At 68.2% G+C, this 13,264-nt stretch carries 9 protein-coding genes and 2 pseudogenes; 3 read left to right on the forward strand and 8 right to left on the reverse strand.

The genetic code is table 11. From position 1 onward, the window contains the following. Position 1: 1 nt before the first annotated feature. Positions 2–1,489 (forward strand): annotated as a pseudogene (locus tag KY49_RS27380) (cytochrome c); the annotation flags it as partial. 143 nt (positions 1,490–1,632) lie between these two features. Here the strand turns inward: KY49_RS27380 and KY49_RS27385 are convergent. The 6 genes from KY49_RS27385 to KY49_RS27410 all read right to left on the reverse strand — a co-directional run bounded on the left by KY49_RS27385 (position 1,633) and on the right by KY49_RS27410 (position 8,430). Beyond that, entirely contained in the window at positions 1,633–2,775 is a 1,143-nt protein-coding gene (locus tag KY49_RS27385) for a trypsin-like serine peptidase (protein WP_231636493.1), read from the reverse strand. A 579-nt stretch (positions 2,776–3,354) separates the two neighbouring features. Beyond that, positions 3,355–4,809 (reverse strand): alginate export family protein, encoded by a 1,455-nt coding sequence (locus tag KY49_RS27390; protein ID WP_231636494.1) that lies wholly within the window; start codon positions 4,807–4,809, stop codon positions 3,355–3,357. A gap of 17 nt (positions 4,810–4,826) precedes the next feature. Further along, positions 4,827–5,738 carry a VOC family protein gene (locus KY49_RS27395; protein ID WP_042587541.1) on the reverse strand — a complete coding sequence of 304 codons (912 nt, stop codon included), beginning with the start codon at positions 5,736–5,738 and terminating at the stop codon, positions 4,827–4,829. Between the two features lie 54 nt (positions 5,739–5,792). Further along, positions 5,793–6,257 (reverse strand): DoxX family protein, encoded by a 465-nt coding sequence (locus tag KY49_RS27400; RefSeq protein ID WP_197083610.1) that lies wholly within the window; start codon positions 6,255–6,257, stop codon positions 5,793–5,795. Next, the gene (locus KY49_RS27405) at positions 6,257–8,146 is read right to left on the reverse strand and encodes an amidohydrolase (RefSeq protein ID WP_042587542.1); all 1,890 of its coding nucleotides are present in this window, start codon (positions 8,144–8,146) and stop codon (positions 6,257–6,259) included. The genes KY49_RS27400 and KY49_RS27405 overlap by 1 nt, the downstream gene beginning before the upstream one ends. Further along, positions 8,143–8,430: a XapX domain-containing protein gene (locus tag KY49_RS27410; protein WP_042588776.1), complete on the reverse strand. Its 288-nt coding sequence runs from the start codon at positions 8,428–8,430 to the stop codon at positions 8,143–8,145. The genes KY49_RS27405 and KY49_RS27410 overlap by 4 nt, the downstream gene beginning before the upstream one ends. A 280-nt stretch (positions 8,431–8,710) precedes the next feature. Here KY49_RS27410 and KY49_RS27415 point away from each other — a divergent pair, with 280 nt between their 5' ends. Then, a complete protein-coding gene (locus KY49_RS27415; RefSeq protein WP_042587543.1) occupies positions 8,711–9,403 on the forward strand; it encodes a hydrolase in 693 nt (230 codons plus the stop codon). Between the two features lie 138 nt (positions 9,404–9,541). Here KY49_RS27415 and KY49_RS27420 read toward each other — a convergent pair whose 3' ends face one another. Both KY49_RS27420 and KY49_RS27425 read right to left on the reverse strand, forming a co-directional pair. Next, positions 9,542–10,228, reverse strand: a complete 687-nt coding sequence (locus KY49_RS27420) for a YoaK family protein (protein WP_042588777.1) — start codon at positions 10,226–10,228, stop codon at positions 9,542–9,544. A 164-nt stretch (positions 10,229–10,392) separates the two neighbouring features. Then, positions 10,393–11,301: a helix-turn-helix domain-containing protein gene (locus KY49_RS27425; RefSeq protein WP_042587544.1), complete on the reverse strand. Its 909-nt coding sequence runs from the start codon at positions 11,299–11,301 to the stop codon at positions 10,393–10,395. 355 nt (positions 11,302–11,656) lie between these two features. Here KY49_RS27425 and KY49_RS27430 point away from each other — a divergent pair. Next, positions 11,657–13,249: pseudogene (locus tag KY49_RS27430) on the forward strand (ATP-binding protein); the annotation flags it as partial. Positions 13,250–13,264 lie beyond the last annotated feature (15 nt).

The raw sequence follows: 13,264 nt of genomic DNA on the forward strand, positions 1-13,264 counted from the left end.
CGACGAGGCCGCCGCGCCTGCGGCGGCAGCGATCGCGAATGCGCTGTACGACGCGACCGGCGTCCGGTTTCGTGCGCCGCCGTTCGATGCCGAAAGCATTCGCGCTGCGTTGATGCGTGCCATACCGGTCGACACGCACGAGCGCGCGTCGTCGAAGTCCGCGATGCGTTCCGCAATGCCGCGCTGGCTTCGTTGGCTCGGGGGCGGCGGCGTGGTCGGCGGGCTGATCGGCCTGGCGTGCGCGCTGCTGCCCGGCCCCGCGCCGATCGCGCCGGTTGCGGCGGGCGGGGTGGGCGGGGCGGACGGCGCGATGTGGAGCGCGGCGACGCTCGAGCGCGGCCGACAGATCGCGCTCGCCGGCGATTGCGCGGTATGCCACACCGCGCCGGGTGGCCGGGTCAACGCGGGCGGCCTCGCGCTCGATACGCCGTTCGGCACGATCAACACGACCAACATCACGCCCGATCCGGAAACCGGCATCGGTGCATGGACGTATTCGGCCTTCGCGCGTGCGATGCGCGAAGGCATCGCGCGCGACGGCACGCATCTGTATCCGGCGTTCCCGTATACGGCGTTTGCGCGCATGAGCGAAGCGGACCTGCTGGCGTTGTATGCGTACCTGATGTCGCAGCCCGCCGTGAAGCACACGCCGCCAAAGACGACGCTGCCGTTCCCGCTCGACCAGCGCCGGCTCGTCGCGGGCTGGAACTGGCTGTTCCACGACGCGCGGCCGTTCGCGCCGGCGCCGGATCGCTCGGCGATGTGGAATCGCGGCAAGTACCTCGTCGACGGCGCCGGTCATTGCGGTGCGTGCCACACGCCGCGCAACGCGCTCGGCGCGGAGAAGGGCGGGCTCGCGTATCTGTCGGGCGGCGTCGCGGAAGGGTGGACGGCGCCGTCGTTGGTCGCGTCGAAAGCGTCGCCGGTGCCGTGGACCGAGGATGCGCTGTACGACTATCTGCGCACCGGGTTTTCGGCGCAGCACGGCGTTGCCGCGGGGCCGATGGCGCCGGTCGTCGCCGGACTGGCGGCGCTCCCCGAGTCGGACGTGCGCGCGATCGCGCACTACGTCGCGTCGCTGTCGCCGCACGTCGACGCGATGACCGCCGCCGCCGCGGCTGCGCGTCAGGCGCGCGGCGCGGCGGCGGCAGCGACACTGGGCTTCGAGAACGGTCGCCGCGCGTTCGGCGCCGCGTGCGCGGTATGCCATGAGGAGTCGGGCGGCGTCGGCCATTTCGGCGTGCGCCCGTTGATGGGGCTGAATACGAGCGTGAGCCAGGACGCGCCGGACAACCTGTTGCGCGTGCTGCACAACGGCATCGATCATCCGGCGACCGCCGGGCTCGGCTACATGCCGGGTTTCGGCGACGCGTTCGATGATCGGCAAATGGCCGAGCTGGCCGCATACATTCGCGCGCGCTACGCGCCGGGGCAGCCGCCCTGGCGCGATCTGGAGGCGGCGTCCGCGCGGATTCGCCGGTCAGGCTAGCCGAGCGACGCTGCGATATCGCGTCCCGTCTGCTCGGCTTCCTCGATCGGTCAGTCGAGGAATTGCCGAGCGGCAGGCGAGTCCGCGGCTCGCGCAGGACGGGCGCGGGCCTGCCCGCCGTGTCGCTCGGTTGATGACGGCATTCAACAGGCCGCCGGCGAGCTGGTGCACACGTTATTCACGAGGGGCACGATGTTGCTGCTCGTAAACGGCGACGCGCCTTGTTGCTTGATCGACGGATCGGTATATCCCCAACTCGTCACGCCGACCACGGTGTTGCGAGCGGGCGCACTGCCGAAGCTCGTGCCGTTGAGCACCGGTGCCATGCCAAGATTGACGTGCCACGGCCCGCCGCTCGAACCGCCGGTCATCAACGAACCGATGATCGTATTGTTCGACGAGCCGGAGGCGACGAATCCCTGGGAGTCGTTGCGCTGCATGAGGCCGCCGCCATCGAGCGCAACCGGGTAGCCGAGCTGGTTGATCAGCGTCGTTCCGGACGGAGTAAAGCCGTAGCCGTTCCAGCCGTAGCCGAACCAGCCGGCACTGTTTCCCGCATACGAGCCTGCTTGCGGGACCAGGACCAGCACGGCCACGTCGTCCTGGCAAATGACGCCCGGCTGGGCACATGGGTCGGTGCCGTTGTAGTACGACGTCAAGACGGTCGCGGACGCCACGCTCCAGACGCCATAGGGCGCCGTTCCATTGCTATATGCAGGCGTGAACACCCAGTTCGAGTAGAACTGCTGCTGACCGAAATTCGCGACGCAATGCGCGGCCGTGACGACGATTCCCGGCTTGATCAGCGAGGCCGAGCACACGTAGGTTGCCGAGCCGATATTGAAGAACAGTTTCCCGGCGGCCCGGAACGGGTAGTAATACTGGGTATTGTCTCCGTTGGCGTTGACCCGGTTCGTCGTGAACGGGTGATTCGACGTGCCGAATTCCTGCGGCTCCACGCCAGGTTGACTCGAATCGCTGGCAGGGGCGAGCTGCACGGGCCGCAGCTTGCCGTCTCCCGTGCCGCCGCGTTCAGCGCCCGGACTCCCGGGAAAGCGCGGTGGCCCGTACAGCATCGAATCGGTCAATGAGGCGGGCGCGACTCTCGGCCGCGGCAGCGGCATCGGCAGCGCATTCTTGAAATCGAGTGTGGCCCTCTGCAGTTTCTGTTCCGGCATGGTGATCTGCGTGATATTTCCTTGGACTTTTATTTGCTGCGCATGAGGGCTCGTCGAAATTAATGAAATTGATGCTATCAAAATGAGTTGATGCCCGGTCCTGTTCATGTCGATCTCCTGCGATTTTGCAATCCGGCGCTTTGCGTGAGGCCGACCATTGGTCGAAATTTAAAGGCGGTGCTCAATGGGGGAGCAAGGCTGATGCTTGACGCCGTCGAGGTGTCGTCCCGCGGGAATCTGGAATGCACCCCGTTTCGTGATGCGACGAACGCGTGTCGCAAAAAGATGGAATTTACTGTCGGTGTTATTGGTTTTCGAGTGACGGAATTTTTGTGATGTGTTGTCGTGCGCTCGAAACGTTGCGGGTGAATTATTGGAGTAAATTTTTAATTTGAATTCCCGCTTTATGTTGCTTGAGTTGCGTTGAATGGATTCTATGGCAGATTTTGAGGTTTGGAGGGATTTAAATGTGTGATTGATTTGTTGTGGTCGATTGCATTTTATTGTGGTCGTTTTGTTGGATATCTCGTTTTAATGGCGATTATTGTTGAGGCTTCGTGATTTTGTTTTGATTTTATTGATGATGACGCTGATTGTTTGAGTGACCGGTGCGTCAAGGGACCGAGCTGGAGATTGCGCGGTTGCCGCTTGCCGATCGAATGATCCGGCAAGGACGGCGCACCGCGCTCACCATCCGAACTTCAGCTCGACGCCCAGGTACTCGCTGTTGTGGCCGCCCGCGGCCCGGATCGTGTCGCCCACCGCGTAGTACACGCCTTCGACGGCCCCCGTCAGATGGCTGTTGAACGTGTAGTCCGCGCGCACCTGCGCATACGCGCCGGTCCAGCGCGTGCCGTGTCCGGCCGTGCCCGCGACCGGGTTGGCCGGCTGCGTGTAGACCGCGTCGTCCGTCGTCGCGCGCCACTGGAGCGCCAGCGCGCCGAGCAGCGTGAGCTTCGGCATCGGCTTGACCGTGATCGACGGCTTCACGTGAATCAGGTTCGAGTAGCCGGTGAAGCCGGCGAGCGTGAAATAGTAGCCGTTCGGAAACAGCGGATTGAACGTGCCGAGCGTGCCGTCGCCCGGGTGCCGGTCGCCGGACGCCGCGTCGATCTGCAGCCCGATGCGAGGCGTCCACGCAGCCTTCGCGAACGTGTAGCCGAAGCGCGAGCCCGCCGCCCACGCGCGCACGTCCGCGGGGCCGACGCGGCCGGTCTGCCCCATCGCTTCGAGATCCCAGTCGATGCCGTTGGCCGCGCCCGCGAAGCGCGCGTCGAACACGTTGCGGCGCTCGTTGCCGCGCGCGCCGATGTAGCGCGCGTTGTCGCGCTCGTACAGCGAGTAGTACGCGGACAGCTCGTTCTTGCCGAGCACCTGGCGCTCGATCCGGATCGTATGGAAGCGCATGTGCGGGTTCGACGTGTCGTCGAACGGCTTGTCGTCGCGATACTGGACCGGCTGGCTGACGAAGCCGATCACGCGCCACGGGCCGCTGACCCAGTTCGCCCAGACCGCGTCGAACGACTGACGCACGTTCGGGCCGTCGCGCGACGACACGAAGCGCTGCAGGTCGAACAGGAAATCCTGCCGCCCGACGCGGAACTTGAGCGTGCCGGCATCGAACGGCTGCACGAACGACACGAACGCGAGCCGCAGGTCGAGCGGGTTCTTGTCGGTGGGCGTCACGGTGTTCTTGCCGAACGCGCGCGCGTCCTCGAATTCGGTGTACAGCTCGACGTACCGGTTGAGGTGCACGTCGACGTTGAAGTGAAAACGCTGGATCAGGTACGAATCGCCCGCCGTATGCCCGACGCCGAAATTGCCCGCGTCGGCCGATTCGAAACGCTCGCGCAGGCTCGCGCCCAGCGACACGTAGCTGTACGGATCGGTCGACGACAACGGGATGTACTTGAGGCTGTCGAGCGGCTCGGTGCGCAACGCCGGATTCGCGAGCGCATACCAGCGTTCCTGCCAGCGGTTCGTCATGATCGCGGGGCGCTGCGTCGGCAGCGCGTCCGGCACGATCGGCGCGTCGGTTTCCTGCGCGGCGGCCGGCGTCGGCGAAAGCGCCAGCGCCGCGAGCAGGGGCGCGCCGAGCAGCGCCGCGCAGACGCCGGCCGATGCGCGAGGCGGTCGAAACACGGCGTCGGCTGCGCGCATCACGGCTGCGTCACCTGATGAATCTCGGCGACGTAGCCGCCGGGAAACTGCACGATCGCGGCGTCGCGCCCGTCGGCCGAATACGGCGGCACGAGCACGGTCACGCCCGCGGCCTTGGCCTTGTCGAGCGTTTGCGCGAGGCTGGCGACTTCGTAGCCGGTGGTGTCGCGGCCGTACGGATAGGGCAGCTGGCCGTCCGTCACGAGGACGACCATTTTGCCGAACGGCGATTCGATCCGGACCCGGCGATAGTGGTCGTCGGGCCGGCCGATCTCGACGCCGGGCGCCCGCGCGACGTCGGACACCACCTTGCCGTGCGAGAAGCGCACGAACCCGCGGATCAGCGCGTTCGCGACGTCGCGCGGCACGTAGACGCGGTTCTCCGGCACGCGCTCGAACGGCGCGTAGTCCGGCTTCGTCGTATGGACGTAGAGCTGCATGTTGACGCCGCCCGGCCACTGGATCACCGCGTCGCGGCCGATCGGGTCCGGGAACGTCTCGACCAGCACGCTCGCGCCGGCCGCGCGCGCATCGCGGACCGCGCGGTCGATGTCGCTCACGAGGTAGCCGGTGCGCTCCGCGCCGAACGGGTAGGGCACGGGCGTCTTGAAGCCGAACAGCGAGACCGTGCCGACCGGCGTCTGCAGCAGTTGCGACGTGGTCGAGCTCGGCGTCGGCGTGACGGTCGCGACGACCTGCGGCGTGCTCTTGCCGCCGAAGGTCGCGAGGAAACTCGCGACGAAGCGGTCGACGTCTTCGGGGGCGACGTACACGTGGGTCGTGTCGTACTGCGGCGCGACCGCGACGGTTTGCGCTGCGACGGGCGGCTGGGCGGCGTACGACGTGCCGGTCGCGCCGATCGAAACGGCCAGGCCGAGTGCCGCGGACAGGAGAAGCGCGTTGAGTTTCATGACGGGTTTCTTTGCTTGGTTTGACGTGATGGTTGGAGATACGGGGTGAGCCCGCTATTGGGGGCCGGCGGCGTGATCGTCCGCGTCGCGCGCGTGCAGATCGTGAAGCGCGAGCAGCACGAACGCGCACGCGAGGCCGACGTGTTCGAGGAACGCGGCCGTGGCCCCGAAGCGCGCGTCGGGCGGCGCGTGCCAGAACGCGTTCGCGACGTACGCGGCGAACAGCGTGAAGCCCGCGAGCACGCCGGCGCCGAGCCAGCGCAGCACGCCGGTGAGGATCAGCAGCGGCGCGACCAGCTCGACGGCGATCACGAGCGCGGCGACCGGCGCGGCCGGCTCGACGCCGAAGTGCCGCATCTCGGCGACGGCCGCGCCGAAGTCGCCGGCCTTGTGCAGGCCGCCTTGCAGATATGCGGCGCACAGGCCGATCAGGGCCAGCCAGCGCACGACCCGGCTGCGCGCGAGCGGCCGCAGCAGCGCGGCCGCGTACGCGTCGATCCGGCGGATGGCGCCGTTCATCAAACGGCCCAGCACGCGCAGCCGAGTGCGCCCCAGAACGATTTCAGGTCGGAGGCCGGTACGTCGCTCGACCACGCGCGCGCATGCGCGTGGCCGTGCACGCCGCACGCGCTCGCGCAGCCGCACAGTTGCGCGGCGGCCTGCTGCAGCGGCCGGCCCTCCGCGCCTGCCGCGCCCCAGCCCGCATAGCCGCCGAACGCGCGCACGGGCGACCAGTCGGGCATCGCGGGCGGCAGCGGCGCATCGCGATCGGCGAACGGGCCCGCCGCGTAGACGACCTTGCCGCCGACCACGGTCAGCAGCGACGTCGTGTCGGCGATGTCGGCCTCGGCGCACGCGAAGAAGTCGCGGTCCGGCACGATCAGGTCGGCGAGCTGGCCGACTTCGATGCGGCCTTTCCGGCCTTCCTCGTTCGAGAACCACGTGACGTTCTCGGTCCACATCCGCAGCGCCGTTTCGCGGTCGAGGCAGTTCGCCTGCGGATACAGGCGCAGGCCGCCGACGGTGCGCCCGGTGACGAGCCACGACAGCGACACCCACGGGTTGTAGCTCGCGACGCGCGTCGCGTCGGTGCCCGCGGACACCTTCAGCCCCTTCGACAGCATCCGCGCGACGGGCGGCGTCGCCTCGCCGGCCTTCGCGCCGTAGCGCTCGACGAAATACTCGCCCTGGTACGCCATCCGGTGCTGCACCGCGACGCCGCCGCCGAGCGCCGCGATGCGATCCATCGAGCGCTCCGAAATCGTCTCCGCGTGATCGAAGAACCAGTTGAGCCCCGCGAGCGGCGTGTCGCGGTTCACCTTCTCGAACACGTCGAGCGCGCGGCTGATCGTCTCGTCGTAGGTCGCGTGCATGCGCCACGGCCAGCGGTTCTGCGCGAGAATCCGCACCACGTCCTCGAGGTCGGACTCCATCTCCGGCGCCATGTCCGGGCGCGGCTGGCGGAAGTCCTCGAAGTCGGCGGCGGAGAACGCGAGCATCTCGCCCGCGCCGTTGTGGCGGAAGTAGTCGTCGCCCTGCTTGTAGCGCGACGTCTTCGTCCAGTTCAGGAAATCGTCCTTCTCCTGCTTGGGCTTCTGCGTGAACAGGTTGTACGCGAGGCGGATCGTCAGCTGCTTCGCGTCGGCGAGCTGCTGGATGACTTCGTAGTCCTCCGGATAATTCTGGAAGCCGCCGCCCGCGTCGATCGCGCCGGTCACGCCGAGGCGGTTCAGCTCGCGCATGAAGTGGCGCGTCGAGTTGACCTGGTACTCGAGCGGCAGCTTCGGGCCTTTCGCGAGGGTCGCGTACAGGATCGCGGCGTTCGGCTTCGCGAGCAGCAGGCCGGTCGGATTGCCGTTGCCGTCCCGCATGATCTGGCCGCCCGGGGGCTCGGGCGTGTCCTTCGTGTAGCCGACGACGCGCAGCGCGGCGGCATTGAGCATCGCGCGGTCGTACAGGTGCAGGATGAAGACCGGCGTATCGGGCGCGACCGCATTCAGTTCGTCGAGGGTCGGAAGCCGCTTCTCGGCGAACTGGTGCTCGGTGAAGCCGCCGACGACGCGCACCCATTGCGGCGGCGGCGTGATCGCCACCTGCTGCTTGAGCATCTCCATCGCGGTCGCGAGCGAGCGCACGCCGTCCCAGCGCAGCTCCATGTTGAAGTTGAGCCCGCCGCGAATGATGTGCAGGTGATTGTCGATGAGGCCGGGCAGCGCCGCGCGGCCGCCGAGGTCGACGACTTCCGTGCGGCCCGCCGCGAGCGCCATCACTTCGTGGTCGTCGCCGACGGCCGAGAAGACGCCGTCGGTGATCGCGACCGCGCTCGCGGTCGGGCGCGACGGGTTCAAGGTCGTGAAGCGCCCGTTGCGGAGGATGAGATCGGGCGATTTCGCGCTTGACGTGTTCATGAACGGTTCTCCGTGGAATGGCTGGCAACCTGGGTGGCTTGGTTCGCGTTGCGGCCCGGCAATGCGCCGAACATGTGCTGATTGCATTTCGAATCGCGCCACGCCGTGTGGAACGCGGTGCCCGACAGCATCTGCTTCGCGACCGGCACGATCTGCTCGCCGGCGAGGATGCCGAGCAGGCCGACCAGTGCGACGAGCGGCGGCGCGGGTGAGCGCACGTGCAGCAGGCTGTAGATCACGCCGACGAGCACGCCGGCGAGCAACGACAGGACATAGATTTTCATCAGCGGGTCCTTTGGCGGTAGGTCGATGGAATGGCGCACGTGCGGCGCGCGGCCGAATGATTCGCGTGCCTGACGATTGCGTGCGGCAAGCGCCGCGACGAACGCATTGTAGGCAGGCAAGACGCCGTTGCGCCGCGCATCGAGCTTGAATTAAGGAGGTTTAAGGATATTTAAGCGGGACGTTGCTAGCATGGAAAAGACGCCGAAAGGATCGGCATCGTCGATGCGGCGCAAGCCTGCATACCCGTGACGTTTTGATGATTGAGAGGATGAAGCAACCATGAGCAACCCGAAACTCGAAGTTCTCACCCCGGACAACAGCCAGATGATCTTCATCGATCAGCAGCCGCAGATGGCGTTCGGCGTTCAATCGATCGATCGGCAAGTGCTGAAGAACAACGTGGTCGCGCTGGCGAAGGCCGCGAAGACCTTCGACATCCCGACGATCATCACCACCGTCGAGACGGAGAGCTTCTCGGGCTACACGTATCCGGAGCTGCTCGACGTGTTCCCGGATCATCCGCTGCTCGAGCGGACCTCGATGAACTCGTGGGACGACCAGAAGGTGCGCGACGCGCTCGCGAAGAACGGCCGCAAGAAGGTGGTCGTGTCGGGCCTGTGGACCGAGGTGTGCAACAACACGTTCGCGCTGTGCGCGATGCTGGAAGGCGGCTACGAAATCTACATGGTGGCCGACGCGTCGGGCGGCACGTCGAAGGAAGCGCACGACTACGCGATGCAGCGCATGATCCAGGCCGGCGTCGTGCCGGTGACCTGGCAGCAGGTGATGCTCGAGTGGCAGCGCGACTGGGCGCACCGCGGCACGTATGACGCGGTGATGGCGATCGCGAAGGAGCATTCGGGCGCGTACGGCATCGGCGTCGACTACGCGTACACGATGGTGCACAAGGCGAAGCAGCGCACGGCGAACGCCCACGAGATTCTCGCGGCGGTTCCCGCGAGCGTGAAGTGATGCCCGTGCGTCGGGCCGGCATGCCGGCCCGACGTGCAAAAGCGATGCAGAGTAACGAAGCTGCCGCGTCGGTGACGCGGCAGCTTTTTTTTCATCGATGCGCGCGCGGCCGGCGAGCCGCCCGCGGGCGGGGCAGGATCAGCGCGCGGCCGCCTCGGGTGCGGCGCGTCGCGCACCGGCCCACCCGATCATCACGAGCAGCGGCGGCAGGAACAGGCACCACAGGCCGGCGGCCAGATAGAGGCCCGCCGCCGCACCGCAGCCGGCGGCGAACGCGGCGACGCTGATCGTCATCCTGCGCAGCCGCGCATCGTCGCCCGGCTTGCCCGGCGCACGCGAGCCGATGCGCTCGCCGAGCGAGATCATGATCTGCGTGACGGTGCCCGTCATCAGCGTGGTCGGCGGCGCGTCGGACAGGTGCAGGCGGTGCAGCGCGTTCTGCACGGCCATCGCGACGACGAGCGTCATGCCGGTCGCGAGCGCGGGCAGCGCATCGCTGTCGGGAAACGGGCCGATGCCCACCGCGAGCGCTGCGCCGCTCGTCAGCAGCGCGGCCTGCGCGAACAGCATCACGCGCAGCGCGTTGGCGCCGCGCGCGTTCAGCCGGTTCGCGCAGACGGTCGCCAGCACGATCGCGATGCAGAACACGGGCAGTGCCGCGAGCTTCGCGATCGCGCCGGATGTGCCGGACACGAGCGTGGCGCCGAGCGTGACGAAGTTGCCGGTCACGTGCGCGGTAAAGAGGCCTTGCAGCGCGAGAAAGCCGGCCGTGTCGACGAAGCCGCCGTTGAAGCTGAGCAGCACGGGCAGTTTGTTGTCGGTCATGTTCAATCCTGGACGTCAGCGGTTCATGTGCGCGGAACGAAGTGCCGCGCGAGGTGGGTGAGGGTGCCCGGGCGGGCACGCGCTCGCTCGTCGAGGATAGGCGAACCGGCGGACGCGGTCACATGAATCGTTCTGAATGTCGTGAAAGCCCGCGATGCGCGCGCTCAGCGGCCGGCGCCGCGCCGCCACGCGCCGGGCGCGTGGCCGACGACCTTCGCGAACACGCGGCTCAGGTGGCTCTGGTCCGCGAATCCGCAGGCCGCGGCGATTTCCGCGAGCGTCATGCCGCTCGTCTCGATCAGCCGCTGCGCCTGCGTCACGCGCTGCTCGAGCAGCCACTGGTGCGGCGTGCGGCCGGTGGTCCGCGAGAACGCGCGGATGAAATAGCCGCGCGACAGGTCGCATTCTTTCGCGACTTCCGCGAGCGATACGCCCAGGTTCGCCTTTTCCATCAGCAGCTCCTTCGCGCGCGCCGCCGTCGCGGGCGACAGCGTGCCCTTGCGGTGGAGGTCGCCCTTGGCCGCATTGCCGTAGCGCCGCGCGAGGTGGGTGCCGATCGCGAGCCCGATCTGCTCGACGAACAGCGTGCTCAGCGCGCCCGGCGTGTCGAGGCTGTCGGCGACCGCGTGCGCGAGATGGCCGAGCACCGGGTCGCACTGATCGGCCGCGCAGGTCAGGCCGGCGATCAGCGCGTCGCCGTGTTCCTCGCCGAGCCGGTCGAGACAGGCCCGCGACACTTCCACGAGCACGAAGTCGAAATTGCCGTACAGATCCGCCCGGAAATGTTCAGAGAAATCCCGAATGTAGATCGAGTGGTGCTTGAACGCCCGCTCGACTCGCCGCGCACCGCGATACAACGCGCGACGATGCCCGTCCTGCAGTGAAATGCCGATCAGGAAGCCGCGGTCGCAGGCCGGCATCACGATGCGCTCGAATTGCTCGCCCGGCATGCACTTGCGATGAAACGTGATGCCGTCCGCGGCGCGTTCGACATCCTTGGACAGCAGGCCCGACACGCAGCCGAGCGTGTCCTTCGACGGCGGCGCAGGGGGCGCGATGAGGGCACGAGACATGACGCAGGATCCTTGAAGGGCGCACGACGCGCGAAGAAACCGACCGCCAGTTTATACGGGACGCGTGACCGGCCCAAGTCCATTTGAACGAAAGTGCGCTGGCCGTCGGGCGCGCAGGCGCACGATTCGTGCGATTCGCGACCGTCCCGGCGCGGTTGTGCGGTTGCGCGATCGTGCGGCCCACGCGCGGGTTGCGCATTTTCCTCCAAGACATCCCGTTCGAGCCTGCTTACACTCGGATCGCGCGATGGGCGTTCGGCGTCAGGTTCGTGCAGAAGGGGGCGCAGGGCGCCGATTCCCGGTCCGGCATTGCCGTGTTTGCCGGGCCGTCATCAAGAGGTCGCAGGGGGCAGCCATGGTCCGGATCGGGACGTTGTCGGTGGATTTCGAGCAGCGGGACCTGCGCCGGCATGGCGTGCCGCTGCGCATCGGCGCACGCGCGTTCGAGATTCTCGAGGTGCTGCATCGCGCGAACGGTTCCGTCGTGTCGAAGGACGACATCATGGACGCCGTCTGGCCCGGCGCGATCGTCGAGGAGAACCTGCTCCAGGTGCACGTCGCGGCGCTGCGCAAGCTGCTCGGCGAGAGCCGGAACCTGATCAAGACCGTACCGGGCCGGGGCTACCTGCTGGTCGCCGGCTCGCCGCCGGATTCGCGGCCGCAGGACGCATCGACGCCCGGCGACGGCCCGCCTTTGCCGTCGGCGCCGCTGATCGGGCGGCAGGCCGAAATCGGGCAGGTCATCGACATGCTCGACCGGATGCCGGTCGTTACGCTGGCCGGCGCCGGCGGCATCGGCAAGACGAGCGTCGCCGCGCAGGTCGCGCGCGACATGCGCCGCCGCGCCCGGTGCGCCGTGCATTGGGTCGAGCTCGCGTGCGCAGCGACGCGCGACGACGTGCTGCGCGCGCTCGCGGCCGCGCTTGGCGTGCCGGCGGACGGCGTGCCCGGCATCGACGCCATTGCCGACGCGATCGCCGCCTCGCGCTGCCTGCTGGTGCTGGACAACGCCGAGCACGTCGTCGACGTGGTCGCGCGCCTCGTCGAGACGCTCGCGGCGCGCACCGATACGCTGCGCATGCTCGTGACCAGCCGCGAGCCGCTGCATGTCCCGGCCGAGTGCGTGATGCGCCTCGCGCCGCTCGCGGTGCCCGACCGCGACGCGCGCACCGACGCGATCGCCGGCTGCGCCGCCGTCCAGCTGTTTCTCTGCCGCGTCCGCGCGACGACCGCCGGCCGCGAGGTGGACGAAGGCGGCATCCGGCTGGCCGGAGACATCTGCCGGCGCCTCGAAGGGCTGCCGCTGGCGATCGAACTCGCGGCCGCGCGCGTCGCGACGCTCGGCATCGAAGGGGTCGCGTCGCGCCTCGACGATCGCCTGAACCTGCTGACCGGCGGCTTGCGTTGCGCGCCGCCGCGCCACCAGACGCTGCGGGCGACGCTCGACTGGAGCCATGCGCTGCTGAATCCCGCCGCGCGTGCGCTGTTTCGGCGGCTCGGCTGCTTCAGCGGCCCGTTCACGTTCGATGACGCGCGCGCCGTGGCGACGGCGCCCGGCACGCCGCTCGTCGAGACGATCGGCGGGCTCGGCGAGCTGGTTGCGAAGTCGCTGTTGAGTGTCGAGTTTCGGGGCGCTCGCGCGCAGTATCGGCTGACCGAATCGGCCCGCGCATATGCGCTGGAGAAGCTGCGCGACGCGGGGGAATTCGAACGCGTCGCCGCGTGCCATGCGCGCCATGAGCGCGAGCAATGGGGCGTGACGGCGGCGGTCGTGCCTGCCGGGGCGGGCCCGGCGTCGCAGCCGGCGGAAGGCGGCGAACGCGATCAGCCGGCCGGCGCCGGGCCGGCACCGGAAGCCGCGCCGGCTTCATCGCGCATGAGCGTGTGCGGCGCGCACCTGCACGGTGGCGCGTCACGTGCCCGGTCGTGCGCGCTGCCGACGCCTCGACGGTGATCGCGGCGC

The sequence above is a fragment of the Burkholderia sp. MSHR3999 genome (assembly GCF_000833595.1).
GTDB classification, from domain to species: Bacteria; Pseudomonadota; Gammaproteobacteria; order Burkholderiales; family Burkholderiaceae; genus Burkholderia; species Burkholderia ubonensis.